This is a genomic window from Serratia sp. GW822-FHT06D09, from assembly GCF_058799515.1.
The window spans coordinates 444331-470849 of record NZ_JBXALO010000001.1; the positions used below are offsets into that span (position 1 = coordinate 444331).

At 55.0% G+C, this 26519-nt stretch carries 24 protein-coding genes; 7 read left to right on the top strand and 17 right to left on the bottom strand.

Features of this window, described 5'->3' with window-relative positions; genetic code table 11:
- Nucleotides 1-480 precede the first annotated feature (480 nt).
- On the bottom strand, nt 481-1368 hold the full coding sequence (locus AC1RKG_RS02070) for a LysR family transcriptional regulator (RefSeq protein WP_273854548.1): 888 nt from the start codon (nt 1366-1368) through the stop codon (nt 481-483).
- 132 nt (nt 1369-1500) lie between these two features.
- On the opposite strand from AC1RKG_RS02070, the gene AC1RKG_RS02075 reads away from it, so the two are divergent.
- Nucleotides 1501-2487 (top strand): zinc-binding dehydrogenase, encoded by a 987-nt coding sequence (locus AC1RKG_RS02075; protein WP_493181858.1) that lies wholly within the window; start codon nt 1501-1503, stop codon nt 2485-2487.
- Nucleotides 2488-2551: 64 nt separating this feature from the next.
- On the opposite strand, the gene AC1RKG_RS02080 is transcribed toward AC1RKG_RS02075, so the two are convergent.
- Both AC1RKG_RS02080 and AC1RKG_RS02085 read right to left on the bottom strand, forming a co-directional pair.
- Nucleotides 2552-3454 (bottom strand): endonuclease/exonuclease/phosphatase family protein, encoded by a 903-nt coding sequence (locus tag AC1RKG_RS02080; RefSeq protein ID WP_493181860.1) that lies wholly within the window; start codon nt 3452-3454, stop codon nt 2552-2554.
- Nucleotides 3455-3586: 132 nt separating this feature from the next.
- Nucleotides 3587-4507, bottom strand: coding sequence for a LysR family transcriptional regulator (locus AC1RKG_RS02085; protein WP_493181861.1), 921 nt, complete (start codon nt 4505-4507; stop codon nt 3587-3589).
- Nucleotides 4508-4831: 324 nt separating this feature from the next.
- Between AC1RKG_RS02085 and AC1RKG_RS02090 the strand changes: the two genes are divergently transcribed.
- A complete protein-coding gene (locus AC1RKG_RS02090) occupies nt 4832-5719 on the top strand; it encodes a LysR family transcriptional regulator (RefSeq protein ID WP_371077967.1) in 888 nt (295 codons plus the stop codon).
- A 46-nt stretch (nt 5720-5765) separates the two neighbouring features.
- Here AC1RKG_RS02090 and AC1RKG_RS02095 read toward each other — a convergent pair whose 3' ends face one another.
- From AC1RKG_RS02095 to AC1RKG_RS02115, 5 genes are all read right to left on the bottom strand, one after another.
- The gene (locus AC1RKG_RS02095; protein ID WP_116690480.1) at nt 5766-6617 is read right to left on the bottom strand and encodes an aldo/keto reductase; all 852 of its coding nucleotides are present in this window, start codon (nt 6615-6617) and stop codon (nt 5766-5768) included.
- A 126-nt stretch (nt 6618-6743) separates the two neighbouring features.
- The gene (locus tag AC1RKG_RS02100; protein ID WP_490635241.1) at nt 6744-7808 is read right to left on the bottom strand and encodes an alpha/beta hydrolase; all 1065 of its coding nucleotides are present in this window, start codon (nt 7806-7808) and stop codon (nt 6744-6746) included.
- 48 nt (nt 7809-7856) lie between these two features.
- Complete coding sequence (locus AC1RKG_RS02105) at nt 7857-8621, bottom strand: carboxymuconolactone decarboxylase family protein (RefSeq protein ID WP_493181863.1); 765 nt, start codon at nt 8619-8621, stop codon at nt 7857-7859.
- The gene (locus tag AC1RKG_RS02110; RefSeq protein ID WP_493182067.1) at nt 8599-9078 is read right to left on the bottom strand and encodes a (R)-mandelonitrile lyase; all 480 of its coding nucleotides are present in this window, start codon (nt 9076-9078) and stop codon (nt 8599-8601) included. Before AC1RKG_RS02110 ends, AC1RKG_RS02105 begins: the two co-directional genes overlap by 23 nt.
- 134 nt (nt 9079-9212) lie before the next feature.
- Nucleotides 9213-9890, bottom strand: coding sequence for a heavy metal response regulator transcription factor (locus tag AC1RKG_RS02115; protein ID WP_493181865.1), 678 nt, complete (start codon nt 9888-9890; stop codon nt 9213-9215).
- A 201-nt stretch (nt 9891-10091) separates the two neighbouring features.
- Between AC1RKG_RS02115 and AC1RKG_RS02120 the strand changes: the two genes are divergently transcribed.
- A complete protein-coding gene (locus tag AC1RKG_RS02120; RefSeq protein ID WP_493181866.1) occupies nt 10092-11144 on the top strand; it encodes an alpha/beta hydrolase in 1053 nt (350 codons plus the stop codon).
- 306 nt (nt 11145-11450) lie between these two features.
- On the opposite strand, the gene AC1RKG_RS02125 is transcribed toward AC1RKG_RS02120, so the two are convergent.
- The 5 genes from AC1RKG_RS02125 to AC1RKG_RS02145 all read right to left on the bottom strand — a co-directional run bounded on the left by AC1RKG_RS02125 (nt 11451) and on the right by AC1RKG_RS02145 (nt 18635).
- Nucleotides 11451-12923 (bottom strand): pyridoxal phosphate-dependent decarboxylase family protein, encoded by a 1473-nt coding sequence (locus tag AC1RKG_RS02125; RefSeq protein WP_020826881.1) that lies wholly within the window; start codon nt 12921-12923, stop codon nt 11451-11453.
- 5 nt (nt 12924-12928) lie between these two features.
- A complete protein-coding gene (locus AC1RKG_RS02130) occupies nt 12929-14320 on the bottom strand; it encodes a diaminobutyrate--2-oxoglutarate transaminase (RefSeq protein WP_493182068.1) in 1392 nt (463 codons plus the stop codon).
- A 400-nt stretch (nt 14321-14720) separates the two neighbouring features.
- Nucleotides 14721-15434 (bottom strand): SDR family NAD(P)-dependent oxidoreductase, encoded by a 714-nt coding sequence (locus AC1RKG_RS02135; RefSeq protein ID WP_046373559.1) that lies wholly within the window; start codon nt 15432-15434, stop codon nt 14721-14723.
- 2 nt (nt 15435-15436) lie between these two features.
- Nucleotides 15437-17083: a GMC family oxidoreductase gene (locus AC1RKG_RS02140; RefSeq protein WP_053090372.1), complete on the bottom strand. Its 1647-nt coding sequence runs from the start codon at nt 17081-17083 to the stop codon at nt 15437-15439.
- A 34-nt stretch (nt 17084-17117) separates the two neighbouring features.
- Nucleotides 17118-18635, bottom strand: a complete 1518-nt coding sequence (locus tag AC1RKG_RS02145; protein WP_046373558.1) for an aldehyde dehydrogenase family protein — start codon at nt 18633-18635, stop codon at nt 17118-17120.
- A 174-nt stretch (nt 18636-18809) separates the two neighbouring features.
- Here AC1RKG_RS02145 and AC1RKG_RS02150 point away from each other — a divergent pair, with 174 nt between their 5' ends.
- Nucleotides 18810-19736, top strand: a complete 927-nt coding sequence (locus tag AC1RKG_RS02150; RefSeq protein ID WP_020826887.1) for a LysR family transcriptional regulator — start codon at nt 18810-18812, stop codon at nt 19734-19736.
- 8 nt (nt 19737-19744) lie between these two features.
- On the opposite strand, the gene AC1RKG_RS02155 is transcribed toward AC1RKG_RS02150, so the two are convergent.
- Genes AC1RKG_RS02155 through AC1RKG_RS02170 form a run of 4 tightly spaced genes read right to left on the bottom strand, consistent with a single transcriptional unit; the run spans nt 19745 to nt 23940 of the window.
- Nucleotides 19745-19942, bottom strand: coding sequence for a hypothetical protein (locus AC1RKG_RS02155; RefSeq protein WP_020826888.1), 198 nt, complete (start codon nt 19940-19942; stop codon nt 19745-19747).
- A complete protein-coding gene (locus AC1RKG_RS02160; RefSeq protein ID WP_493181869.1) occupies nt 19932-21644 on the bottom strand; it encodes an FAD-dependent monooxygenase in 1713 nt (570 codons plus the stop codon). The genes AC1RKG_RS02155 and AC1RKG_RS02160 overlap by 11 nt, the downstream gene beginning before the upstream one ends.
- Before the next feature lie 24 nt (nt 21645-21668).
- Nucleotides 21669-22325, bottom strand: a complete 657-nt coding sequence (locus AC1RKG_RS02165) for a polysaccharide deacetylase family protein (RefSeq protein ID WP_020826890.1) — start codon at nt 22323-22325, stop codon at nt 21669-21671.
- On the bottom strand, nt 22318-23940 hold the full coding sequence (locus tag AC1RKG_RS02170; protein WP_261107378.1) for a GMC family oxidoreductase: 1623 nt from the start codon (nt 23938-23940) through the stop codon (nt 22318-22320). The genes AC1RKG_RS02165 and AC1RKG_RS02170 overlap by 8 nt, the downstream gene beginning before the upstream one ends.
- Nucleotides 23941-24109: 169 nt before the next feature.
- Between AC1RKG_RS02170 and AC1RKG_RS02175 the strand changes: the two genes are divergently transcribed.
- From AC1RKG_RS02175 to AC1RKG_RS02185, 3 genes are read left to right on the top strand one after another with little or no spacing between them, the layout of a single operon-like run.
- A complete protein-coding gene (locus AC1RKG_RS02175; RefSeq protein ID WP_493181871.1) occupies nt 24110-24889 on the top strand; it encodes an SDR family oxidoreductase in 780 nt (259 codons plus the stop codon).
- A 24-nt stretch (nt 24890-24913) separates the two neighbouring features.
- Nucleotides 24914-25654 carry a GntR family transcriptional regulator gene (locus AC1RKG_RS02180; RefSeq protein ID WP_261138079.1) on the top strand — a complete coding sequence of 247 codons (741 nt, stop codon included), beginning with the start codon at nt 24914-24916 and terminating at the stop codon, nt 25652-25654.
- On the top strand, nt 25651-26496 hold the full coding sequence (locus tag AC1RKG_RS02185; RefSeq protein WP_258089683.1) for a fumarylacetoacetate hydrolase family protein: 846 nt from the start codon (nt 25651-25653) through the stop codon (nt 26494-26496). The genes AC1RKG_RS02180 and AC1RKG_RS02185 overlap by 4 nt, the downstream gene beginning before the upstream one ends.
- Nucleotides 26497-26519: the final 23 nt, after the last annotated feature.

The following is a 26519-nucleotide window of genomic DNA, read 5'->3' on the forward strand; positions in this document are numbered from 1 at the left end:
AAGACAGGATGAGGCACCGCCTTACACAGAAGCAATGGCGGCCCCTGCATCATTGTTGAATGGGATGGGGCATACGCTCGCGTTTTCTGGATTAAAGCTGTGCGTTAATGATGCGGTTATTGACTAATTTATAAACCCTGAGGCGTTTGCTGGAAGTAAAAAGGACGAGTGTTATACAGAGAGAATATAACCCAGTCGCTTTTATATTTTTGCTCTGGCAACGAGGAAGGATTTTCAGGTTACTTTTCAGTTTCTTTAGTTACATAAGGTTATAGAAATTAACTCATTACGTTAACATTAGTATTCCACTATGCAGTGCTTCGATTGATTGGGCGTCATCGTTTTACTGTACTGCATAGTGGGCACTATTAAAGCATTATTAATCTTAAAGCGGAAAATCCCAAAAAACGCCGTCCTCTGCTAAATTTCCCGCTATCAATCACCTGTGAATTTTATCGTCCCACCTCGCCGTTATCTGGCTTATTCAACATTCGCACTCAGGTAGGTTGTCAGCTGTTCCTGACAGAAATCGAGATACGCCCGAACCAGTCGTGAGGGATGCCGTTGTGATGGATAGAGCAAGCTAAGCGTTTGTTCTGGCAACGGGTAAGAAGGTAAGACTGCGCACAAACGGCCGGCGGCGATCTCCTTGTTCGCCATAAAGGGCGGTAACTCAGTGACCGCCTGACCCGCGACGGCTCTGCTGCGTAAAAGTGCGTAATCGTTCGCCACCAGTACCGCCTTCGGCTCAAACACCTGATGGCCCAGCCGCCAGAGGCCACGGGCGCTGGAGTCCGCCGCCCAGCTCGCGCAAGGGTAGCGATGCAAATCCTCCACGCTGGCAGGTTGGCCAAACTGCGCCAGTAATGACGGCGCAGCGACCAGCAAATGCCGATACTTCAGCATTTGCCGTGCCACCATAGACTCATGCACGATGGTGCCGACGCGGAGTGAAACGTCAATGCCATCCTGTACCAAATCGATCCGCCGTTCCGTTGAAAATACGCTAACGCTGATTTCGGGAAACCGTTGTTGGAAAGCCCCCAGCAAGTCCCACCAGGGATCAAAGTTGGGGGGCATCGACAGACGCAGGCGGCCTTTAAGCCGGGTTTCATCGTTCATCACGGCCTGCTGAGCTTCATTCAGGGCTTCCACCCCGCGGCTGGCATGTTCATATAAACGGCTGCCGGCTTCAGTCAGCTTGATACCGCGCGGTGAACGCTCCAGCAACTGCACGTCAAGTTCGCGCTCCAGCTCACGTATGCGCCGGCTCAGGGTAGGGAGCGGCACATGGGTCTTGTCGGCGGCGGCCGAAAGACTGCCTGCTTGTACTACTGAGACAAACATTTTGGTTGCGTTAAAGTCCATACGACACCCCTCTCATTTATGAGATTGACGTTACCATTTTCGTGTATTCCCCATCAATATTGGAGTCTATACAGTTCAACCTATCGGCGAGATAGCTCGTTGATTAACTCACTGTTGAACTGGAGAACGGTTATGAAAGCTTATGTGATTGAACAAGTTGGCGGCCCGGACGTTTTGCAACTGCGCGATATTCCTTCTGTCGCGCCAAAGGCGGATGAAGTTCGCATTCGGGTACGGGCGTTTGGTCTTAACCGCGCCGAAATTTACCGCCGGGCCGGTAAAATGGGCCCGATCGCCGGACAGGTTGTGCCTGGGATTGAAGCCGTAGGCGAAGTGATTGAGGATGCTTCAGGACTGTTTCGCACCGGGCAGCATGTGGCCACCGCCATGGGGGGATTGCAGTTCACCCGCAACGGCAGCTACGCCGAGGAGGTCACGGTGTTACGCAGCAACGTCATCGATTTGGACGGCATCAGCCTTTCATGGGAAGAACTTGCCGCACTGCCGGAGAGCTATCTTACCGTATGGGGAGCTCTGGGCCGCTTAATTGACAACGTACCGGGGCAGACGGTGCTGGTGCGCGGCGCGACCTCTTCGGTGGGTCAGGCTGCAGTGGCCTATGCCAAGGCGCGTGGACAGCGGGTTATCGCCACCACCCGATCGGCCAGTAACGCAGCCCGGCTGACCGCCATTGGCGCAGATGCGGTGGTGATTGATACCGGTGAAATTGCAGAACAAATACGGGGTGTAGCGCCGGAAGGCGTAGATGTGGCCCTTGAGGTGGTTGGCGCCGCCACGGTGCGCGATAGCCTCAATGCGCTCAAACCTTTTGGTACCGCAGTGGTAATAGGCCTGCTGGGCGGGGCACCGGTGTTGGATAATCTGCATCTGATGAACGATCTTCCCAATGCAACACGCTTGACCTTCTTTGGCAGTGGGTTGCTTGGCACCCCAGCGCTGCCTTTGGCCGACTCGCCGCTGAAGTGGATTGCTCAACAGGTAGCGACCCAGACCATGCCGTCGCTGCGGGTGAAAACCTTCGACTTTGACGATGTCGCCAACGCTCACCGCATGATCGAGAATGACCGTGCGCAAGGCAAACTGGTGGTTCGCATCTGAGGCCAGCAAGGACCATGATGGGTAAAAACAGTGAGGAAGCCTGTGACTGGCTTCCTCATTTGCCTTACTGTTCTGAAAGCTCAAGCTCGGCAATAACCGGCAGGTGATCGCTTGCCGTTGACCAGGTAAATTCAGGCGAATTATGTGGGATATCCAGATTCTTCACGTTCCACTTTTGCCCCTTAAATGTGAAGATATGGTCTATATCAATAGCGGGATTAACCGCTGGCCAACTGCGAGTATCGGCTCCATCTTTCGCAACTTCATTGAAAAAATAGCGTATTTCTTTCAATGGCTGTTCATCTTGAGTCGAGTTGAAATCGCCAGCGAGGATCTTGATCGAGGAAGCCATATCTTTGAAATCAGATGCGGCATCGCCAATACTCAAATCCAACAGGTAGCGTGCTTGTTCAGTGCGTATTGACGGATCTTTTTGCCAGTCGAGATGGGTGACCATGATGATTGGCGCTGAATCAAATCCGGGAACCTCAACTTGCGCCAGTAATGTGACGCGCTGTTCGGCATCACCCGAGGGTAATTTCACCACCTGTGAATGTAGAATTTTATATTTGGAAAGCAGTCCTACCCCATACTCGCCGCCATCGAAATCAAGCGCTTTGCCAAAGGCATAATGCATTTTATTGGCATCAGCGATTTTTTTAAGCTGATCGAGTTTTTGACTGCGCTGGGTCTTATTGTCCACTTCCTGGATGGCGATGATATCCGCATCTATTCTTTTAATGGCCGAATTAAGTGCGGTGAAATCGGAGACGGCAGAGGAGGCTTCATTTTTACCGATGTTATAGGTGGCTATCTTCAAATGCGGTTTATCCTGCGTGAAAACCTTGTCTGGCACGCCGCCTTTTTGAACGGCAAGTATTTCATTACCAGCTAGTTTGTCGCTCGCCTGCGCGTTGGCGATAAGGCTGCCCAGCGCCATCATGGTGAATATAACTGTTTTTTTCATGTCACCTAATCTCCCGATAAAATAGATTCCTTATCAAAGAATACAGAAGAAAAGGGGTGGTTATCGTGACACCTGACTCAAACTTCCGACGCGATGAAAATTAAGACTCAAATATCTGCCGGCACAGTGCTTTCAGGTATTTAGCGTGGCAAAACGTTGTTGAACCACCTTCAACACCCATTGCCGCAGCCAACGGTGGGCAGCATCGGCCTCCAAACGCGGGTGCCACATCTGCGAAACGGTGATGCTTTGGGGTTTTACCGGCAGTTCAAACATATAAAGCGCAGTGCCCAGCGGTTGATTGATCAGGAAAGAAGCAGGGACCAATGCCACCAGATCGGACGCCTGAGCCACCGCCAGCGCGGCGGGAAAACTCGGCACCACGGCGGCTATTTTTCGTTCCAACCCCAATTCAGCCAATCCCTGATCTACCGGGCCGGTGACTAGCCCACGGCGTGATGCGACCACATGGCCACAGTCAGCATAGGCCCGCGCGGTGATGTCGGCTTTCTGCTCCAACGGATGGCCCTTTCTGACCACCGCGACAAATCGGTCGCGGAACAGCGCCTGCAAGCGAATTTCCGGCCCCATATCCCCCAAAACGCCGATTTCCAAATCAACCCGTCCCTCACGCAAATGGCGGGAGCTTTTTTCCGGTTTGGGCGCAAAACAGAGTCTCACCAACGGGGCTGCCGTTGCCACGGCGGAGATCAGTGCGGCGCCGAATGCTTCGACAAAGCCCTCGTTGGCGCGCAGGGTAAATGTGCGTTCCAACGTTGATAAACTCAGTTCCGAAACCGAGGGGCGCAGTATCGAATGCGCCTCAAATACGGTGTTTTGCGTACGTTCACGAATCTCTTCGGCATAGGGAGTGAGTACCATATTGCGGCCGGCCCTTACCAGTAACGGATCTCCGGTGACTGCCCGCAAGCGGCCAAGCGTGCGGCTCATGGCCGAAGCGCTGAGGTTTAGGCGGCGTGCAGCTTCGGCCACGCTGCCGAGCGTAAGCAACGCATCGAGCGCAATCAGTAAATTGAGATCGGGTTCTGACATGTCGGGGATCCTGGTTTATTGATAGGAGAGGCGTCCGATGCAGGTGATTAGTACAACTGCTGCGTCTTCCGTAATCTATTTAGCATAGTTATATTTTTTACCGCACATGACAACGGAAACACAGAGGAATACTTTCATGCATGCAAACACCGCCAAAACAGCAACAGACCATGCTGCTCATTGGCGCATACCGGGGATGGGGGTTGCGATGACTCACGCATCTTGCCGGTAATTGGCTGGATATTTCGGGCTAAAATGATTGCGTAGATCGCGCGTTATCATTAGTTTTATCTGCCATTACTCAATGCGTTAAGGAAATACCTCATGCTGAAAGAAAACTTCAATGAGCTGCAAATTTTCCTGGTGGTTGCCAGAGAGAAAAGCTTTACCAAAGCGGCGGCTAAGCTGGGGGTTTCTCAGTCGGCATTGAGCCATGCGGTGAAGGCATTAGAACAACGTTTAAATACGCGTCTTCTGACCCGAACCACCCGCAGCGTCGCCCCAACGGAGGTTGGGGAGAAGTTAATCGCCTGTCTCGAGCCACGTCTTGCCGAGCTTGAGCATGAACTTGAAATTCTGCTCCAACCAAATGGCACCGCTTCGGGCAATATCAGACTTTCCGCCGGGGAGCATGCCGCGCGGTGCCTGCTGTGGCCGAAGCTAAAACCTTTTCTCCGGGAATACCCTGAAATCAATATCGAACTGGTGGTGGATAATGGCTTCGTTGACATCGTGGAAGGGCGTTTCGATGCAGGTATTCGCCTTGGGGAAAGCGTAGATAAGGACATGATTGCCGTAAAAATCGGACCGGACATGCGAATGGTGGTTGTGGGGGCGCCGAGTTACTTTGCCGAGCACGGGATCCCGCAGACGCCCCACGAGTTGCAGCAGCATCGTTGCATCAACATGCGGCTTCCTACCGCCGGCGGTCTATACCACTGGGAGTTTGAGAAAGACGGTAAGCCGCTGCGTGTGAAAGTGGAAGGGCAACTGACATTTAATCTGTTGGCAGAGAGGATCGACGCGGCTTCGTCAGGGTTTGGTATCGCCTGCGTGCCCGAAGATATGATCCAAAACGAAGTCAAATCAGGGGAGCTTATCCAGATCCTGGATGAATGGTGTCCGACATTTCCCGGTTACTACCTCTATTATCCCAGCCGGAGGCAACATCCCCCGGCGTTTGCCTTGTTGATCGATGCGCTGCGCCATTAATGGGTTTTGGCCGGACACCCTTAGTGCTGCGCCGGCCGTGGCTCACCTAAACATCAAGTTTACGGCCCGTCAGCCACTCCACCATGGCGGGATCGCGATGAGAGAAGAAGGCGCTGGTTGCCGTATCCAAAGCGGTAATTTTCTCCATTTCCTCTTCGCTGAGCTCGAAGTCCAGAATATTGATGTTCTCTTCCATTCGTTCCCTGCGGACAGATTTTGCCAACGAGATGATATCGCGTTGATAAATCCAGCGCAGAACCACCTGGCCCACACTCTTACCCCGTTTTTCGCCCATAGCGGTTAATAACGGGTGCTGAAACAGGCCATTTTTCCCTTCAGCGAACGGTGCCCACGCTTCGGGCTGAATTCCCCGACTTTTCATCCACGGCACCGCATGCAGTTGCTGATTAAAGGGATTCACTTCAATCTGGTTAACCGCCGGAACGACGTTGTTGAATGCGATCAGATCCGCGAGCCGATCCGGATGAAAGTTGCTGACGCCAATAGCACGGATTTTCCCTGCCTGGTGTAACTCTTCCATCGCCCGCCATGCGCCATGAACATCGCCATAGGGCTGGTGGATCAAATAGAGATCCACATAGTCAAGCTGCAGGCGGTTTAACGAGCGTTCAAACTGCGCCTTCGCCCCTGCATAGTGGGTGTCCTGCAACCACAACTTGGTGGTTACAAACAGCGCTTCACGCTCCACACCGCTTTGCTTAAGGGCATTGCCCACCTGGGTTTCATTTTGATAGGAGGCGGCGGTATCAATCAGACGATAGCCGGACTCAATGGCATCGATAACGGCGCGTTCACATTCCTTGGCGTCCGTCATCTGGAAGACACCAAAACCCAGTTTGGGCATTTCGACCCCGTTGTTCAGCTTCACTGTTTGCATGTCGTTGTCCTTCTGCTTTTGTGTGAGGAAAGCATAGCGCAGCGTGATTTATTTGATTAGAGGGGGTAAATGGATAGGGTTAATCAGCAAGGTTCATTAATCGAACCTTGCTGCGACGGTGACAGATTACTGAAGATGCTTTTCCTGCAGGAATTTACTGACCTGATCGGCGATTTGAACATTGTTCAGATCCGAAAAGGGGAAGTGCGTATTTCCTTTAATACCGATTTCGGGCAGGTGGATGACGGTGACATCGCCACCGTGTTTGTTTACTACGTCTTGCCACCGGCGAGCCATCGCCAACCTGACTCTCCAACTGTCCTGCGCCGGCATTGCGACCGGTTTGTCAGGAATGTTATCCCCATAAAAAATCAGGATTGGGATTTTAGTCAGGGCGGTAAATTGCGTCCTGTTTACCGGCTCGCCTTTTAGTGTATCGAAAGCACTGGGCATCGGTGCAGGTAATTCACTCTCAGGGAAAACGAAGCCGCTACCCGGCTCAAAGGCAACAATCGCTTTCACCTTGGGATTTTTCATTGCGGTGTACCATCCTGGACCGCCCCCCTGGGAGTGAGTGAACAGGATTGCAGGGCCGATTTTATCGACCACTGCCGACATGGCGTCAGAAATGACGTTACTGTCAAACGGTCCGGTGTTGGGCGTCATCTGGCGAAAATATTGGTTTAATGCGGCCTTATCTTGCGGGAACTGAACTCCTTTGAAATAGTCCGGCCAGATGCCGACTCGAAACTGATTGAACCACAGCTGCTCATCGGCTTTCGGTGCCAAAGCGGCTTCGACCATGCTGCGTCCTGCATTACCACGGCGTGGCTGATCGACTAAATAGGTCGAAAAACCGCGACGTAAGAAAATAGTCTGAAATCCTTCTCGCCCATCCGGCGTGCTTTGCCAAGTGCGTGAGGATTGCCCCGCACCGTGAAGCATGATTATCGGATATTTATGGGGATGCTCAGGAATTTGATAGAAAACAGCAGCATGATCGCCATGATAAGTTTGCCCCGCGGGAACCAAGGGCTTCTGGGCATCGAAGTGCCCTGGAGCTGTGGCCACAGACCCTCCGGCCGCGAAGCTGCCTTGCTCACGAATAACCAGAGGTTCCGCATTAACGTATGGGGAAATGAAACTGCCGACCATGGCGCATAAGGCCCATGTTTTTAATATTGTCTTCAAAATAACTCCTTTGTTTCATATTACCGCCGCGCTAGTTTTAAACGGCGTTTATCCGACGTGGTCCAGTGCCAGTTTCAATGCCTGTTCGGCACGGGCCGCCATGCCGGGCTCACCGTTTTCGTGCAGTATCTGCACCAGTTGTCGAAGTTGCTCTTTGCTCAATCCTACTCTCAGACTGGCGCGCATATGAGAGAGCAACTGGGTTTCCACACCAGGCGTGGCAGCCAATGCGCCTACGGTTGCCAATTCGCGACTCTGCCAGTCCAAATTGTCCCGAGCAAAAATATCGCCAAATAAATGCGTCTGCAGGAACTGATTGATGACGGGCGCAAATTCGAAAAGTGGCCCGTGTACCGGCCCACCGGAAATTTGGGTCTGGTTAGCGATACCGGCCTGACGAAGCGCATCGCCCACGGGAATTTTGCTGGCAGGTTCTTTTCCTTGAATGTCGTTTATGCCACGTTGTTTACGTGCTTCTACTAATGTCATTAACTCATTCAGAGCGTTGAGGCTGCGGGGGAATCCGGTATAGGCGTACAGTTGAACGAGGATTTCTTTGGTTTCGTTTACCGATAGCCCTGAATCCAGCCCCTGGTTAAGCAAGGTATTCAGTTTTTCCATATTACTGGTCGCCATAAATGCCGCGATTAATGGAATGCTTTGCTGGCGAGCGGAGAGGGTTTTTGAAACAGCCTGCGGCTGATGCATCTCTGATGTTCCTTGTTTTGCAGATGTGCCAAATGCCGTCAGGTTAAAGCCAAAAAGCAATAACGCAGCGGCGGTCAACGTTTTAACGCGCGTGGTATTGTTCATCAGTAACTTTCTCCATCCATTCAACATTACTGCCCGCCACGTTACCGGTCACTGCCAGATGCGTCATCGCACTGTCCGGGGTTGCGCCATGCCAGTGTTTAACGCCGGCAGGGCACGACACCACATCGCCGGGGCGAATAATCTGTATCGGTTGGCCTTCCTGCTGGGTCAAACCCACTCCAGAGGTGACAATCAGCCGCTGACCTGCGGGATGAGTGTGCCAGGCCGAACGTGCACCCGGCTCGAAGGTGACGTAGGCAGCGGAGACGTTAATTTGTTTATCCGCGGTGAAAAGTGGAACAACGCGGACACGCCCGGTAAAGTTTTCTTGCGGCCCAAAAAAGGCTTTTTGGCTTCCAGCCGCTGCGACAGTCGCGGTGGGGCTCGGTTCCTGTGCGACAGAATTAAAGGTAATAAGACCAAATATCAGCCCGATAACGCGGGGTGCATTTAACATATGAATGTATCCCTCAGTTAAAATAAAACCAACGCGGTTTTTCAATAATTTTAATCAGCGACACATGTCTTCAGGCTGACCATTTCCTGACAATATTGTCAGCTACGACGTAAAGTATTTTTCTCTGTGCCGGATTAGCCTCTGACTTCAAGGATATAACCCATACCACGAACAGTGTGTAATAGTTTAACCTCAAAGGGCGCATCAATTTTTGCCCGCAACCGTTTTATTGCCACTTCAACCACGTTGGCATCACTGTCGAAATTCATATCCCAGACCTGCTCGGCAATCATCATCTTCGACATTATTTCACCTTGATGACGAGCCAGTAAACTGAGCAAAGAAAACTCTTTGGTACTCAGTTCCAGCCGAATATCCCCCCGAAACACCCGGCGAGCCAGAATATCAATATGCAGATCGTGGAGCTCCAATTGCGTAATATCTAATCCGTCATTCCCCCAGCGACGTACTAAAGCCTGAATACGGGCGACCAGCTCAATCAGTGAGAAGGGCTTTGGCAGATAATCATCCGCCCCCAGACGAAGACCTTTCACACGTTCATCGACTGAACCTCGAGCGGAGAGCATCAGTATTGGAGTTTGTTTCCGGGCACGAATACTTTCCAGCACTCGATAACCATCCATGCCCGGCAGCATGACATCCAAAATGATGGCGTCGTAGTCATATTCGAGCGCATAGTGCACACCCTCAGGCCCCTCTGCGGAGACATCCACGATAAAGCCTGATTCCGCCAAAGCATGCCTGATATAAGAAGCCGTCTTTTCTTCATCCTCGACCAATAATAAACGCATTGCTCACATTTCCTTATTTATGAAGATTTATTGCTCATTACTGTTAGCGATTACCTGGCTTCTCAGTAATAACATGACTGCTAACTGACAAAATTGTTATTAAGTGGTCATGTTACGGTCAGTTTCATCTCACTATGCTGGGGTGGAAATATTTACTCGGTGCATTTTGGTGCACTTAAAAATTTATCTTCAGGAGAGATCATGAAGTTCACGAGATTAAATTCCTTGATTCTGGTCGCGGTGGCAGGATTTTCCGTCACTGTCAACGCGGCAGACTACAAACAAAACCCTTATACCCTGGCGTATGAAGGAGCCATCACCGAGAATGTTCAGGGCAAGATCAATATTCGTCCGGTGAAATACGATCTTCATGGCATTCAGATCGCGGCAAATATCTATATTCCTGCCAATTACGATCCAGCAAAAAAATATCAGGCTATCGTCGTTGCCCACCCTAATGGGGGAGTAAAAGAGCAAGTGGCCGGACTCTACGCACAGCGCTTGGCAGAGCATGGCTTCATTACCATCGCTGCGGATGCTGCCTATCAGGGGGCCAGTGGTGGTCTGCCGCGCAGTGTCGACAAACCCGCGAACCGCATTGAAGATATCCATGGCATGGCCGACTTCCTTAGTCAGTATCCCGGTGTCGACGCCGAACGTCTTGGTTTGCTGGGTATTTGCGGTGGTGGCGGTTACTCGCTGAAAGCGGCACAAACGGATAAGCGTTTTAAAGCCTTGGCAACGATAAGCATGTTTGATTCTGGGCTGGTGCGTCGCAACGGTTATCAAAATTCGCAAATCTCCAGTATTCAGCAACGTTTAACGCAGGCTTCGTTAGCCCGGGCGAAAGAAGCAACGACGGGTGAAATCACGTATACGGGCGATGCCAAACTGACGGATGAGCAAATTGCCAGGCTCCCATTCGACCTTTATCGCCAGGGTTTTGAGTACTACGGCAAAACCCATGCGCACCCGAATTCCACATTTCGTTATACTTTGAGCAGCCTGCTTGAATTGATGAGTTTCGACGCCCAAAGCAATATGGACTTGATTAATCAACCCCTTCTGATGATCGCCGGCACCCGGGCAGATTCGCTTTACATGACCGAATCTGCTTTTCCCAAAGCTATCAATGCGAAGAGTAAAGAGCTGTTTCTTATTGAGGGCGCAACGCATATTGAAACCTATTGGGTTCCAAACTATGTCGTTCAGGCCATAAATAAACTCGATGCCTTCTTCGATAAAAATATCTAACCTGCCGGGCAACAAAACCAGTAAGGCCAGTTTTAGGTAGGCTCACTAAGCGTTCTGAACAGGAGTCAGCAAGGCTATGTTATCGATAAGGCCCGCAGGGATAATCCCTTCAAAGCGGATAGGGACTATGAATAAGATTCATCAATCTTGCTCATCACGCTGTTTTGTCGAGAAGGGCGGATAAGTGAACTGAAGCCGTCATTCATTGGTGGTGATATTAATGGGTTTTGAAGCCTGCCAACAAAAAAGCCGATAACAAGCTAATGTTATCGGCTTTTGGCTGCCGGCTAGGGCAGAGCGTGCGGATTAGGCGGCAGGCAACTGCTGCGCGGTTTCTTCCACCAGCGCCAGCAGGACTTTGATATCGTCCAGGCTGACCGTCGGGTTCAACAACGTCATTTTCAGGCAGGTCACGCCATTAAACTCGGTGACCCCGACGTTGGCGCGGCCAGATTCCAGCAACGCATCGCCGATCCGTTGGTTCAGCAGTGCCACGGCGGCATCGCCGGCGGCGGCTAACTGCTGCGGACGGTAGCGGAACAGCACGCTGGCCAGCTGCGGCTGCATGACCAGTTCCAGCGCCGGCCGATCGCCGATGTAGTGAGCCACCTGTTGCGCCAGCGTTACGCCATGATCGATGATCGCCGCATATTGCTCCTGCCCCAAAGCTTCCAGGCCCATCCACAGTTTCAACGCATCAAAACGGCGGGTGGTCTGCAAGGATTTGGACACCAGATTAGGCACGCCCTGAGCTTCATCGAACTCGGAGTTCAGGTAGGCCGCCTGATAACGCATCAGTTCATAATGACGGGCTTCTTTCAGCAAGAAAGCACCGCAGCTGATGGTCTGGAAGAATTGTTTGTGGAAGTCCAGCGTGACGGAGTCCACCAATTCAATGCCATCCAGATAGTCGCGGTACTTCTCGGAAAGCAGCAAGGCGCCGCCCCAGGCCGCATCGACATGCACCCAGATCTGATGTTCCGCCGCCAATTGCGCAATGCCGCGCAGCGGGTCGATAGCCCCGGCATCCGTGGTACCTGCGGTGGCGACGATCGCCAGGATCTGCTCGCCATTGGCCTTGGCCTGCGCCAGTTTTTCGGCCAAATCGTTCAGATCCATACGTGCGAATTGATCGGTTTTCACCAGCGTCACGGATTGGTAACCCAGGCCGAGTAAAGCCATGTTCTTTTGCACCGAGAAGTGGGCATTTTCAGAACATAACACTTTAATCTTTCTCAGATTACCAACCAGGCCATCCTGCTGCACAGAGTGGCCCTGTTTGGCGAAGAAGGCGTCACGCGCCAACATCAGCCCCATCAGGTTGCTCTGGGTACCGCCACTGGTGAACACCCCGGCGTCGCCAGGCTGGTAACCTACCTGGGTACGCAACCATTCAATCAGCTTCATCTCGATGAGGGTCGCTGACGGGCTTTGATCCCAAGAGTCCATGCTCTGGTTAGTGGCGTTGATCAACACTTCGGCAGCCTGGCTGATCACCAGGCTAGGGCAATGCAAATGCGCGACGCACTGCGGATGATGCACCGACAGGCTGTCTTTTAAAAAATACTCAATGGCGCGTTCGATAGCGACCTGGTTGCCCAGGCCCTGAGGGGTAAAATCAAGCTTGATGCGTTCACGCAGCTCGGCAACGGTTTTCCCCTGATACATCTCGGGTTGTTGCAGCCACTGCACCACGGCCTGACTGCTCTGTTCGATCGCTTGCTGGTACGCCTCTGTGCTTTGCGCAGAAGCGGCCAGAATCGGGTTTAACCGGGACATCGACTTCACTCCACATCCACCGGCTTGATGCCGGCAGCTAACAGGGCCTGTTCAAATTTATCCAGGAAGATAGCCAGTTCGTCGTTAGTGATCAGCAGGGAAGGCAGCAGACGCAGCACGCAGCCGTTACGGCCGCCGCGCTCCAGGATCAGGCCGGCTTCGAAGCATTTCTTCTGCAGCAGGGCAGAGAGCTGGCCGTCAGCCGGGTAGCAACCCATGTGATCCTGCGCTTCGTTCGGTTTCACAATTTCCAAACCGATCATCAGACCCAGACCACGCACGTGACCAATCACCGGATAACGTTTTTGCAGCTCGGCCAGCTTGGCTTTCAGCCATTCGCCTTGCGCGGCAACCTTTTCGGCCACCTGGTTATCTTTGAGGTGTTGCAGGGTGGTCAGGCCGGTAGCCATCGCCAGTTGGTTGCCGCGGAAAGTGCCGGTATGGTGGCCAGGCTCCCAGGCGTCGAACTGTTTCTTGATACCCAATACTGCCAGAGGCAAACCGCCGCCAACCGCTTTGGACATCACGATGATATCCGGCTCAATACCGGCGTGTTCAAAGGCGAACAGTTTGCCGGTACGGGCAAAACCAGCCTGAACCTCGTCGATGATCAGCAAAATGCCGTGTTCCTGCGTGACTTTGCGAATACGCTGCAGCCACTCGACCGGGGCCGGGTTAACGCCGCCTTCGCCCTGAACGGCTTCCAGAATGACCGCCGCAGGTTTGCGCACGCCGCTTTCGACGTCATTGATCAGGTTTTCGAAATAGTAAGTCAGCGCCTTGACCCCGGCTTCGCCACCGATGCCGAGCGGGCAGCGGTATTCGTGCGGGTAAGGCATAAACTGGACTTCCGGCATCATGCCGTTAACGGCTTCTTTCGGCGACAGGTTGCCCGTGACCGCCAGTGCGCCATGGGTCATGCCGTGGTAACCGCCGGAGAAGCTGATCACGCCGGTACGGCCGGTATGCTTTTTCGCCAGTTTCAGTGCGGCTTCTACCGCATCTGCGCCCGAAGGGCCACAGAACTGCAGGCAGTATTCCTGGCCTTGACCTGGTAATAAAGAGAGTAAATAGGCAGAAAACTCATCTTTCAACGGTGTTGTAAGATCGAGGGTATGTAACGGCAAGCCGCTGGTAATGACATTTTGGATGCTTTGGAGGACGTCAGGATGGTTATGACCCAGAGCCAGCGTACCCGCACCAGCCAGGCAATCAAGATATTGATTATTCTCAACATCAGTGATCCAAACGCCTTGGGCTTTCGCAATTGCCAACGGCAATTTACGGGGGTAACTCCTGACATTCGATTCAAATTCAGCTTGTCGCGCCAAATATGTTTCGTTATTTACATTTTCTAAATTCACACCGAAATTATCAATACGGACTTTATCCGTCATCATATCTCTCCTACAACTGGGGGTAACAATGACGCCCTAGTTGAATTATTGAATTGAACAATTAACTACCGTGAGAAAAACGGGCCCAATATATGGCTTTTTACCCCCCGGCTCAATAGTTATTTGGCCGGGGGAGATTTATGGTTTTTTTAATAAAAATCAATAAATTGCTTGTTTTGTGGCCAATAATGGCACGATTTAAGGGCGATTGCGGGCTTGACACGGCACAAAAAACCTCCTCAAGAAAAGTAAGGGTACCGGCCCAATACGTTTATTTTGAAGGTAATTTTCAAACAAAGGCCAGGAACATGCGGAAGGAATTTTGAAACAATGTCTTAATATAAATAAGGCATTGCTTAGACATTAACGGACTTTAGCGGAAAAGGGTGCCATTGGCGCATTACCAGGGAATTTCGCCATAACGATCAAAAAATCCTCCCGTTGGGCCATCGTTTGCGATGGAGGCCAGTGCCACGATCGCATCAGTACCCTCGGTTATCGTCTGGCAACCCAGAGGGTTGAGATCGGTTTGGGTAAAGCCCGGGTTAACGGCGTTAATCTTGATTCTCGGCAATGCCTTGGCGTATTGCGTTACCAGCATGTTGAGCGCCGCTTTTGAAGAGGGATAGGCCAGTTGCAATATTCTGGACTCGAAGGTGCCGCTTTTGCCGGTCATGGTATGAAACGAGCCCAGCGAGCTGGACACCATCACCACTCTGGGGTTGGCGGCGGCTTGCAGCAGGGGGAGAAAGGCCTGCATCATGCGAACTACGCCAAAAACCTGGGTTTGGTAGATTTCCGTCAGGGCTACGGCGCAGGTTTCCCTTGGGTGTCCCCAGGGGCCAGAAACGCCGGCGTTATTGATCAGAACATCAAGGCGATCGTGTACCTTGCTGAAATCCGCCGCTGCCTGACGCACTGACTCCTCGGAAATCACATCGATGATCAGCAATTCTGCATGCAGGCCCTGCTGCGCCAGCTCTTGAATGGCCTGTTCGCCGCGCAGGGGATCCCGCGCGCCGAGGACTACGTGCCACCCGCACCCGGCAAGACGCCGGGCGGTTTCATGACCCAGGCCCCTGTTGGCACCCGTAATCAATACGGTGGTTGTCATGGTTATGCCTTGCTCGACAAAATCATGTCTGCGGCTTTTTCACCGATCATAATGCTGGGAGCATTGGTGTTGCCGGTAGGAATGACCGGCATCACCGAGGCGTCGATCACGCGCAGACCAGACAGACCGTGCACGCGCAATTGCGGATCAACCACTGCCATGTTGTCGGTCCCCATGCGCGCCGTACCGACCTGATGGTGGTAGGAAGCCGTCATTCGGCGAATGTAATCGCGCATTTTATCGCGGTTATTCACACCCTCCATGCCCATCTCTTTGCCGCGCCACGGTGCCAATGCGGTTTGCTTCATCACTTCGCGCAACAGCAGGGCCTTGTCGGTCATGACCTCAAGATCTTCGTTTTCAGAATAGACTCGCGGATCCATCAGTGGGGCTTGCAGCGGGTCACGTGAGTTGAGCCAGAGACGGCCACGACTTTTCGGTGTGACCAGACCGGGAGTGACAGTGTAACCCTGGGTGACGCCCGGCATGAACGGCATGGTGAACAGCAGAGACTGGGTGTCCGGCGCGGAAAGCTCCGGGGCTGACTTATGGAAAATCTGCGCTTCGATGCCGGAGGCCAGACCGACAGCCACCGGCTGCGGCGAAGACCAAACCATAGGACACACCAGATGATCGTGCAGGTTTTCACCCACGCCTGGCAGGTTGACCAGGGTCTTAATGCCCATTTTCTCCAGCTGCTCGGCCGGGCCGATACCGGAGTGCAGCAGAATGGAAGGGCTCATCAGTGAACCTGCGCACAGCAGCACCTCATGACGGGCCTCGATGCGATAATCGGTGCCACGATGTACAAAGTGCACGCCGGTAATGTGATCGCCCTGGTTAAGCAGCTTCAATACCCGAGCTTCGGTGATCACCGACAGGTTATCCGCTCCGCGGATGGCATCGCCGTAACAGACCCAGGCGCTGGCCCGTTTGCCGTCTGGCGTCATGGTGTACTGCGGGAAACTGACGCCGGTGGAATCCTGGCCGTTGTTGTAATCCTGCACCAGCCGCAATCCGGCCTGTTGTCCGGCCTCAACAAAGGCGTGGGCCAATGGCGTCATGGCGGGACGAGATACCTGCAGCAGCCCTCCGGTAGCATGCAGGTTAGACAAGCCATCGATATTGCAGTTTTCCGCTTTGCGGAAATAAGGCAGCACGTCCTTCCAGCTCCAGCCGGTGGCCCCCATCGCCGCCCAGTTGTCGTAATCGGAGGGCAGGCCACGAACGTACATCATGCCGTTAATAGCGCTGGAACCGCCCAGGGTCTTGCCGCGTGGCCAGTAAATATCCTGTTTGCCGGCGTAAATCTGCGGTTGAGTCGAAAAACCCCAGTCAACGGCGGAATGCCACAGCGCCATGGCCTCCGGCGGGTTATGAATGGCCGGCATATCGTCGCGTGGCCCGGCTTCCAGCAGCAGGACCTTTAATCCGGCATCAACCAGCCGACGGGTCACCACCGAGCCGGCCGAACCGGCGCCGATAATAATGTAGTCGTATTTTTTGTCGTCGCTTCCGGTCCCGGTGCTGCGAGGGGCCGGCTGGCGGGCATAGCCGGAGAAAGGCAGTGCGGCTGCAGCGCTCATCGCCAGACTGGCGGCAATGAACCGACGGCGGCCGGCGTCAGTCTGTAGTTTATCTTGTTTCATGACGATCCCTTTTTATTGGTTTGGACGCGCGGGCTTAGTGAGCGTCGACATCTTTCAGTGCAATCCAGGTGGCTTTCATTTCGCCGTATTGCCGCATCGCATGTAACGACAGGTCGCGGCCGATGCCTGACTGTTTGAAACCGCCGAAAGGCGAGAGAATATCGCGGGTCAGGAAGTGATTGACCCAGACGGTTCCTGCCTCCAGTTGGCGGGCAACGCGGTGAACTTTGGCGATATCCGGCGTCCAGAAGCCGGCGGTTAAGCCGTATTCGCTGTCATTTGCCAACCGGATGGCGTCTGCTTCGTCTTCAAACGCGATGACCGAAGCGACCGGGCCGAAGATTTCGTTTTGCGAGGCGGTCATGGTCGGGGTGGCGTTGTCGATAACCGTTGGCCAGAAGAAATGCCCGCCCGGTACGATGCTGTCGTCCGCATGGCCACCACAGACGATGCTGGCGCCTTCATCACGCGCGGAGTCGACATAACGCAGGACATTGGCCTGATGCCTGGCATCAATCATTGGCCCCATCATGGTTGCGGGATCGAGTGGATGCCCCGGCTGCCAGCGGTTCACTTCTTCAATCAGCAGCGCGACAAACTGCTCCTTGATGGATGACTGCACCAGCAGGCGAGTCCCAGAGGCACAGACCGCACCCTGGTTGGCGCAAAAGCCCAAGGCGGCAAAACGTGCTGCGCGTGCCAAATCTGGCGTATCGGCAAAAATGATATGCGCGTTCTTACCGCCGCCTTCGAGGTAGGTGCGTTTCATGTTGGACTGGCCGGCATAAATCAGCAGCTGTTTGGCCACCTGGGTGGAGCCGGTAAAGGCCATCACCCGCACGGTGGGGTGCAGCGCCAGTGCCTGTCCGACCTGAGCCCCGCCGGTCACCACGTTGAATACGCCATCGGGGATACCGGCCTGTTGCGCCAGCTGCGCCAGGCGGATGCCGGTTAACGGCGCTTTTTCAGAAGGTTTGAACACCACCGAGTTACCCATCGCCAGCGCCGGCGCAATCTTCCAGCAGGCAATCATCAGCGGGTTGTTCCACGGCGTCATCACCGCTACCACACCCAAGGCCTGGTAGGTGATCATGCCGTGGAAGCTGTCGCTGGTAGGGGCGATTTCACCGGCAATCTTATCGATCGCCTCGGCGTAATAACGCAGTGCGATCTGCACGTCCTGCATATCCATATCCAGCGACTCATGGATGGTTTTGCCGGTGTCCAGGCTTTCCAGCAGCGCCAGTTCCTCTTGATGCTGACCGACCAAATCGGCCAGGCGCAGCAGGGCGTTTTTGCGCTGTACCGGCGATTGGTCGCGCCAAATTCCGGATGCAAATGTTCGGGCCGCCGCCGCAACGGCTCGATCTACGGTGGCGGCGTCGCAGTCGGCAACCGCCGCTAGCAGCCGACCGTCGATCGGGCTGATATCGGCAAAGGTGGCACCGTCGGCAGAGTCCTGATACTGACCGTCGATATAGGCACGCCCTTCGATCTGCAGTGCGTTTGCCTGCTGCTGCCATTGTTCAAAGGTTTTCGTCTGGCTACTCATAGGGAGTCCTTGTTTCAGTCTGTGGGGATCCTCTTTCGAGGGATAAAGCTAAACTAGCTGTGGTCAGGCTGAACAACCAGAGGGCTTGCCGTATCACACTGGTGCCGAACAGGCACCAATGGATGACGTATATTGTGCTAATGACGAGCGTGCTGAAGGGACGTGAATGTGGACATGATGAATGCATTACGCATATTCAATGCGGTGGTAAAAGGCGGCAATTTTACGGCGGCTTCAGAGGCGCTTGACCTTTCCCGACCGCGCGTGAGCAAGAGTATTGCCGAGTTGGAACAGCATTTTGGCGTGCGTTTGCTGCACCGTACCACGCGGTCGATGACGCTGACGGAGGCCGGGCGGGAATGTTACGAATACAGCCAGCGCATTGCCGGCGAATGCCAGGCGTTGGAAGCCTATATGGGCAACCAGGGGCAGCCCGCAGGCACCTTGCGTATCAGTGCGCCACACCCCTATTGTCGGGCTGAACTGGCAACCATAGTGGCCGGTTATCAGCGTCGTTATCCGCGGGTGTCGGTGGAGTTCTGCCTCAGTGACCAGTTGATCAACCTGATCGACCAGGGGATTGATGTGGCGATCCGCGTGGCCAATCTGTCGGATTCGTCTCTGGTAGCGCGCAAGCTGTGTGAAATACCCCGAATACTTTGTGCGTCTCCCGATTATTTAAAGCACCACGGGACCCCGGACAACCCACAGGCGTTGCGTGAGCACAATTGTCTGGTCTACTCACTGTTGCCCCGTGCGGAACAATGGGAATATCTGGATGAGGAGGGGCGTCTGATCGAGGTGCCGGTATGCGGATCGCTGCGAGCCAACAGTGGCGATGCCTTGTTGGCCAGCGCGCTGGAGGGCAGAGGCATTATTCTTGAGCCGGAGTTCGTGGTGAGAGAGGCGTTGGCCAGCGGCGCGTTGATCAGGTTAATGAGGGATTACACCTGGAGCCATCGATCGCTGTACGTGGTCTATGTTAACCGGCGTTATCTGCCGGTTAACATTCGCAGTTTTGTCGATTTTGTCGCGGAGTATTATCGGCAATCCAGGTTACCGCCGGGGCAGAAACTCACGGACACCCCGCCGGCGGCCTGAACGCAGGGCTACTCTGCGTCGAACTTAAAGCGCGCGGCTTCGGCTATCAGCTCCCGCGCCAGCGTTTCATTCGCCAACGCGTCCAGCAACAGCAGGTTAAGGCGAGTCAAAAATAGCGCCAGAGGTTCGCCGGTAAACGGCTCGGCGGCCAGATAGAACTGGCTGTACAGCTCATCGAGCTGCTGTTCGGTCAATTTAGCCTGCATCTTTTGCTCCTTGGTTATCGTTCTGCCAGCCGCTGGCCCGCAAGATGGCCTGTTCGATGGCAGCAGAGTCCACATCATCGCTCTGCGTCCAGCGCCAGCAGACGTGCCCGTCCGGTCGGATCAGATAAAGCGCGCCGGCGGGCCCGCTGTAGGCCGCGTGCACCTGTCCATCAGGATCTTCCACCCATCCGGCAGCACCGGCCTGCGGTTGTCCAGGCCGCCCCAGAGTGACCACGCGCAGCAACGGATGGTCGCTGATTTCCACAGCGCTGGTAGCGTCCTGCGCCGGGAAGCGCAGCAGGGTGAAGAGTCGCGCATCCAGCAATCGGGTCAGATGGGTTGGCTCACCATTCAGTAACAGAGGGAACTCCGGCAATACCGCGCCGAGCTTGGGGCCTACAGCCGCGGGGGCCGTCACCGACGGGGTATTCAAAGGCGAATCCGCGTAACAAATGCTGTGGGTCTGACGGGGATTGATCAGCGCGGAAAACTGCGGGTGGCGAGCCGCCAGCGACAGCACTGCATTACGCAGCGTGCTGCCGGCCGGGGTCGCCGGGCACATAAACTCGGCGCTGCGGCTGGCGTGTCCGGCATTTTCACGCCAGGCCTTCTGACGTTCGCTGGAGTAACTGGCCAATAGCGACGGCGGCGCCAACCCTTTCAGCACGTAGGCCAGCTTCCAGCCGAGGTTATAGGCATCGTCCAGCCCGCCGTTAAGCCCACGTACGCCGAAAATCGGCACTACGTGCGCCGCATCACCGACGAACAGCACCCGGTCGTGATGATAGTTGTCCAGCGACAGGGCTTTAGCGTTGTACATGCTGATCCAAATCGGGCGCCATTTCCCTTTTTCACCGACCATATCGAGAAAACTCTCGACGACCGGCAGCACGTTTTCCGGCTTCAGTCCTTCTTCGTCGCTGACGCCGTCTTCCAGCAGGTAATCAATGCGCCAGATATTGTCCGGTTGGCGGTGCATCCACATTGGCCCAGGGCGCAGGGCGGTTTCGAACCACACGCGCCGTTCTGCCGGGGTCTCGCTTTCCAATTCAATATCTATGATGGCGAAGCGTCCATGATGCACATCCCCCTGCAGATGCAGGCCCATTTGTTCCCGCACCCGGCTGCGGCCACCGTCGCAGGCAATCACCCAGTCGGCTTCTAACTGGTAATCGACCCCGACAGCATTCAGTGACAATGTCACACCTTCGTCATGATGCACCAGGCTCTGGAGCTCGGTACCCCAACGCAGTTCGATCAAATCCTCATGGCGCAGCACCTCGTCCAGCAAAAATTGCTCGATATAATACTGCTGCAGGTTGATCATTGCCGGAAACTGCTGGTTATCATCCACCAGCATGTCGAACTGCATCACCATCTCGCCCTGATAAAAGCTGCGTCCACGGGTCCAGGCGAGCCCCTTACCGACAAAGGTGTCTGCCAGCCCCAGTTTGTCGAGGATCTCCAGGCTGCGGCGGGAGATGCACGCCGCCCGGCTGCCGGTGCATACCTGGGTATCATTCTCCACCACCAATGAAGCGATGCCTTGTTTCGCCAATGCCAGCGCCAGCGATAAGCCCACCGGTCCACCGCCGACAATCACCACCCGATGCCGACGCTGTTCACGGTTATCGTGCAGCGACGGTAGCTTGACCGCATATTGTTGATAGCGGAATTCACCAATCACGTTTTCTTGTTGCATAAAGATTCTCCTTGTCGTTGCCGGTTACTCCGCCACAGGGGCGATCAACTCAGAAAAGGGATGCCGGATCTGGCCCGCCTGCATCGGCATTACCCAATCGGGAAGTTGCTGCGTGATTTCCACGTCCATCAACACCGCTTTTTCAATAAAATGCGCCAGATGCTCCATCGCTTCGGGCCGGGCATCGTGCAACACCATCACCGTCCAGGGCTGATTGGCGATATCTTCCAGCGCACGCGCCACCCAGGCGTCGGTCGGCAGTTCCCAATCCCGCGGTACCGAGTTCCACAACACCAGGCTGAACCCTTGCTGTTGCAGCACCTCAACCGCCTCTTGATTCAACACGTGCGGTCCGAGGATCCCTTTACCGGCATAGGGGCGAAACAGCGGCGGCGACTCGGCGTATTGACCCAGTCGGGCCTGGCCTTCGGTAATTTCGTGACGGGCAAAACCCGGAGCCCCCAGCCCCAGCGGCAGAGAGTGGGTCAGGGTATGAATGCCGACCCGGTGACCGGCGTCTTTCACCGATTTAACCAGAGCTTCACCGCCAGGCGCGGAGATCTTCTCGCCGATAGGGAAGAAGTTGGCCAGAATGCGGAACTCCTGCAGCGTCTTCAGCACCAGCGGGGTTCCCTGGGGATGGGGACCGTTATCAAAGGTCAAAGTGAGTTTTTTATGCATGTTCCTGCTCCTGAGAAGTGGCCAGCATCAAATCAACTGCGCGCTCTGCCACCATGATAGTCGGTGCATTGGTATTGCCTGCCGGGATGCGCGGGAAAATCGACGCATCAGCGATGCGCACTCCCGCCAGGCCACGCAGGCGAAGTTCCAGATCCACCACGGAAGTCGCGGGATCTGCCCCCATGCGGCAGGTACCGGTAGGGTGATACTCCGTTTTGCCATGCTCGCGCACGAACGACGCCAACTGTTCATCGCTGTTCAAATTCGGCGCGGGCAACAGAACCTGATCAATCAGTGACGCCAACGCCGGGGCCTGGAACAGCTGCAAGCCCAGACGTACCGCTCTGACCTGCGCAGCGACATCTTCCGCTGTCCCCATATAGTTGAGGCTGATGCGCGGTAATGAACGTGGATTACCGTCGCGCAACCGGACTTCACCCCTGGCCTGTGGCCGCAGGTGCGCCAACTTGAGGGATAGGGCATGTTGGTTTTGCGCCTGTTTTCCCTTGTCGTCGACGTTATCCGACGCCGCCAGCCCCATCAGTTGCACATCTGGCCGATCGTCGTCGCCGGTGGCGAAAAAACCGCCGCACTCCAGCAGGTTGGAGGCGCAGATACCGCGTTTGAACAGCAGCCATTCCAGACCGTTCGCCAATGCCTTCAGGCCTTTGTCTTGCCCGAGCAGGCTAATCGGCTTTCGCAGGCTGGCAATCAGCGAAAAATGCAGATGATCCTGCAGGCGTTGGCCGACCAGAGGGCTGTCGACCTGGAGTTTGATGCCGACTTCGCGCAGATGCTCTGCTGGACCGATGCCGGACAGCATCAACAGTTTTGGGGTCCCTATGGCGCCGGCGCATAACACCACTTCCCGGCTGGCCAGCGCCTGTTGGCGTTTCCCCTCAGCGTCGGTAAATACCACGCCGGTAGCACGATCCTGCTCCAGCAACAGACGCTCAACCAGGACGCCGGTCATCACCTGGAGATTCGCGTGTTGTCGCACCGGTGCCAGATAGGCCACCGAGGTGCTGCAACGGTGCCCCTGATAGGTGGTAGTTTGATAGAAGCCTATGCCTTGCTGGCTGGCGCCGTTAAAGTCATTGAGATAGGGATAACCCAGCTCCTGACCGGCTTTGACGATGGCGTAGCTGAGCGGATGGCGATAACCGGAGTCGCTGACTTTCAGGTGGCCGCTATCGCCGTGATAGTCGTCGTGCAGGCTTTGGTTGCATTCCGACCGGATAAAATAGGGCAGCACATCGCGATAGCCCCAGCCGGTACAGCCGTCCTGGGTTTCCCAATCGTCATAATCCCTGGCATTGCCACGCACGTAGAGCTGTCCATTCACCGAGCTGCCACCGCCCAGCACACGGCCCTGCGGTACGCTCATCGACCGATTGTCCATATGGGGTTCGGCATCGCTTTGATAGGGCCAGACCAGCTTGCCGACAATTTCCGGAAATCCGGCCGGCATGCGGATGAAGATCCCTTTGTCTTCTGGCCCGGCCTCCAGCAGCAAAATGCGCGCCGAGGTTCTTTCCGCCAACAAACCGGCAACCACGCAACCGGCAGAACCACCGCCGACCACAATGTAGTCGTACCTTTCATTCTCTTTCATGCTCTCTCCGTGCAGATGAGGGTGGAAAATTTGCGATGGAAGAAAAAATATATTTTTTAATATAAAGAATATTTTTTGTTGATGTCACTATTTTTTGTCGATAGCATGACATTTATGCAACATCGCACGGCTCAGTCATGAGCTGCCTCGCTAGAAGGAGAGAACGGTTATGGATGTGAGACTGGCTGATAAACGCGCCCTGGTATGCGCTTCCAGCAGTGGTTTGGGTTATGCCTGTGCCGCAGCCCTGCTTAGAGAAGGGGTCAGCGTCTGGATTAATGGCCGCGACGAAGAGCGCCTGCTGGCTGCGCAGCAGCGGCTTAAGGCTGAGACCGGCGGGCGCGTTTTTACTGTCGCCGGTGACATAACCACCCTACAAGGGCGCGAAGCCTTACTGGCTGCCTGCCCGAATGCCGATATTCTGGTCAATAATAACGCCGGGCCACCGCCGGGGAATTTCTTTGAGTTTGACGAGCAGACCTGGCTGTCGGCGCTGCAAGGGAATTTGCTGGCACCGCTGATGTTGATCCGCGCCTTGATACCGGGGATGCGCGAGCGGAAATTTGGCCGCATCATCAATATCACCTCGGCAATGGTCAGTACGCCGCGTGCGCACATGACGCTTTCCGCTGCGTCCCGCGCCGGTCTGACGGCCGCCTGTAAAGGGTTGTCCCGCGAATGCATTGTCGATAACGTCACCATTAACAATTTGCTGCCGGAACGTTTTGATACGCCTCGCCAGCAGCAAATGGCGCAGGTGGCGATGAAACAGATCGGCATTACCTTCGAACAGGCGCGCCAACGACAGATTGACTCGATCCCCGCCGGTCGCATGGGCCAGCCTGCCGAATTCGGCGCGGCCTGTGTTTACCTTTGCAGCGACCTGAGCGGATTTATTACCGGGCAAAACATGCACCTGGACGGCGGCGCCTATCCAGCGTTGTTATAACCGTACAGCGAGATAAAACAGCGAATGAACAGCAAACAAACAGAAAACCTGCAATTGCAGAACGGAACTTTCAAAAGCCTGAGCGGCGCCGCCGTGGCGCTGATCCGCCGTCGGATTATCAACGGTGAATACTCGCCGGGCAGCAAACTGGTGATCGGCAATATCGCCGGTGAATTGGACATCAGCCCAGGGCTGGTGCGTGAGGCGCTGTCGCGGTTGGTGACGGAAGGGCTGGTGACCGCCCACGAGCAACGCGGTTTTCGTGCCAGTGAGGTATCACTCAGCGAACTGAAAGACATTACCGCCAATCGACAACTGATCGAAACCCATGCTTTGCGGTTAGCGATTGCCAACGGTGATGCCGAATGGGAAGCGGGGATTATCGCCGCCTTTCACCGACTGACGCGCTGCCCGCGCATGGATGACGAAGATCACTCGGCAAACTGGAGCCAGCTCCATTACAGCTTTCATCGCAGCCTGCTGATGGCCTGTAATTCACCGTGGATGCTGCGCTTTTCCGACTTGCTGTTCGATCAGTCGGAGCGCTATCGCCGCCTGCGGTTCGGTTATGAGCTGGAAGGGATGGATTCACCACGCGATGTCGACGGTGAGCATCAGGCCATCATGGATGCGGTGCTGGCGCGCGATGCCGACCGCGCCGTCGAGCTGCTTAGCCAGCATTATCAAAGTACCGTACAGCGGATTATCAAGCAGGCCGACAGCACCATATTCAACGGCGCGGCTGCGTCCCCGGAGGCCAAATGAAGATCGTCAGTTTTATTAGCCAGGGGCGTGCAGGTTATGGCCTGCTGCGCGGTGACGACGAGATTGTCGACTGCAGCCAGTCATTGCCCTATCCGGACGTGCGCAGCGCGTTAGCCGCCGGCAGTTTTAACGTGTTCCTGCCGTTTGTGAATGCGCCTGCCACCCTGAAAGCCAGCGAGGTCAGTTGGTTGCCGCCGGTGCCCAACCCGGACAAAATTATTTGCGTGGGGCTGAATTACCGCCCGCACCTGCTGGAAACCGGCCGGGAGGAACCCGATCGGCCAACGCTGTTTTTGCGGCTGCCTTCTTCACAGGTCGGACATCAGCAGCCGCTGCTGGCACCGCCGGAGTCGTCTCAATTTGACTATGAAGGCGAGCTGGCCGTGGTGATTGGTAAAGGGGGGCGCCGCATTGCCCAGCGCGATGCCATGCAGCATATCGCCGGTTACGCCTGCTACAACGACGGCAGCGTGCGCGACTGGCAGCGGCACAGCTCGCAATTCACTCCCGGTAAAAACTTCCGCCACACCGCGGCCTTTGGTCCCTGGCTGGTCAGTGCCGACGACATTCCCGACCCGCGTGCGCTAACGCTGGAAACCCGTCTGAACGGGCAGGTGATGCAACAAGCCTGTGTCGATGACCTGATTTTCTCGATCCCGGCGCTGATCGAGTATTGCTCGGCATTTACCGATCTGCTGCCCGGCGATGTGCTGGTGACCGGTACGCCCGGTGGCGTTGGCGCATTCCGACAGCCACCGGTCTGGATGAAAGCGGGGGATCGGGTGGAGGTTGAGATTGCCGGTATCGGCACCCTGAGTAACCCAGTGATTGACGACGCCTGAGGGCGTTAAAGGACTCTTTTCCG

Excerpts from the sequence above, each read along its gene's own strand:
- AC1RKG_RS02070 (WP_273854548.1), bottom strand. The coding sequence starts at position 1,368 with ATGGACTTTAACGCAACCAAAATGTTTGTCTCAGTAGTACAAGCAGGC.
- AC1RKG_RS02075 (WP_493181858.1), top strand. The coding sequence starts at position 1,501 with ATGAAAGCTTATGTGATTGAACAAGTTGGCGGCCCGGACGTTTTGCAA.
- AC1RKG_RS02080 (WP_493181860.1), bottom strand. The coding sequence starts at position 3,454 with ATGAAAAAAACAGTTATATTCACCATGATGGCGCTGGGCAGCCTTATC.
- AC1RKG_RS02085 (WP_493181861.1), bottom strand. The coding sequence starts at position 4,507 with ATGTCAGAACCCGATCTCAATTTACTGATTGCGCTCGATGCGTTGCTT.
- AC1RKG_RS02090 (WP_371077967.1), top strand. The coding sequence starts at position 4,832 with ATGCTGAAAGAAAACTTCAATGAGCTGCAAATTTTCCTGGTGGTTGCC.
- AC1RKG_RS02095 (WP_116690480.1), bottom strand. The coding sequence starts at position 6,617 with ATGCAAACAGTGAAGCTGAACAACGGGGTCGAAATGCCCAAACTGGGT.
- AC1RKG_RS02105 (WP_493181863.1), bottom strand. The coding sequence starts at position 8,621 with ATGAACAATACCACGCGCGTTAAAACGTTGACCGCCGCTGCGTTATTG.
- AC1RKG_RS02110 (WP_493182067.1), bottom strand. The coding sequence starts at position 9,078 with ATGTTAAATGCACCCCGCGTTATCGGGCTGATATTTGGTCTTATTACC.
- AC1RKG_RS02115 (WP_493181865.1), bottom strand. The coding sequence starts at position 9,890 with ATGCGTTTATTATTGGTCGAGGATGAAGAAAAGACGGCTTCTTATATC.
- AC1RKG_RS02120 (WP_493181866.1), top strand. The coding sequence starts at position 10,092 with ATGAAGTTCACGAGATTAAATTCCTTGATTCTGGTCGCGGTGGCAGGA.
- AC1RKG_RS02125 (WP_020826881.1), bottom strand. The coding sequence starts at position 12,923 with ATGTCCCGGTTAAACCCGATTCTGGCCGCTTCTGCGCAAAGCACAGAG.
- AC1RKG_RS02130 (WP_493182068.1), bottom strand. The coding sequence starts at position 14,320 with ATGACGGATAAAGTCCGTATTGATAATTTCGGTGTGAATTTAGAAAAT.
- AC1RKG_RS02135 (WP_046373559.1), bottom strand. The coding sequence starts at position 15,434 with ATGACAACCACCGTATTGATTACGGGTGCCAACAGGGGCCTGGGTCAT.
- AC1RKG_RS02140 (WP_053090372.1), bottom strand. The coding sequence starts at position 17,083 with ATGAAACAAGATAAACTACAGACTGACGCCGGCCGCCGTCGGTTCATT.
- AC1RKG_RS02145 (WP_046373558.1), bottom strand. The coding sequence starts at position 18,635 with ATGAGTAGCCAGACGAAAACCTTTGAACAATGGCAGCAGCAGGCAAAC.
- AC1RKG_RS02150 (WP_020826887.1), top strand. The coding sequence starts at position 18,810 with ATGATGAATGCATTACGCATATTCAATGCGGTGGTAAAAGGCGGCAAT.
- AC1RKG_RS02155 (WP_020826888.1), bottom strand. The coding sequence starts at position 19,942 with ATGCAGGCTAAATTGACCGAACAGCAGCTCGATGAGCTGTACAGCCAG.
- AC1RKG_RS02160 (WP_493181869.1), bottom strand. The coding sequence starts at position 21,644 with ATGCAACAAGAAAACGTGATTGGTGAATTCCGCTATCAACAATATGCG.
- AC1RKG_RS02165 (WP_020826890.1), bottom strand. The coding sequence starts at position 22,325 with ATGCATAAAAAACTCACTTTGACCTTTGATAACGGTCCCCATCCCCAG.
- AC1RKG_RS02170 (WP_261107378.1), bottom strand. The coding sequence starts at position 23,940 with ATGAAAGAGAATGAAAGGTACGACTACATTGTGGTCGGCGGTGGTTCT.
- AC1RKG_RS02175 (WP_493181871.1), top strand. The coding sequence starts at position 24,110 with ATGGATGTGAGACTGGCTGATAAACGCGCCCTGGTATGCGCTTCCAGC.
- AC1RKG_RS02180 (WP_261138079.1), top strand. The coding sequence starts at position 24,914 with ATGAACAGCAAACAAACAGAAAACCTGCAATTGCAGAACGGAACTTTC.
- AC1RKG_RS02185 (WP_258089683.1), top strand. The coding sequence starts at position 25,651 with ATGAAGATCGTCAGTTTTATTAGCCAGGGGCGTGCAGGTTATGGCCTG.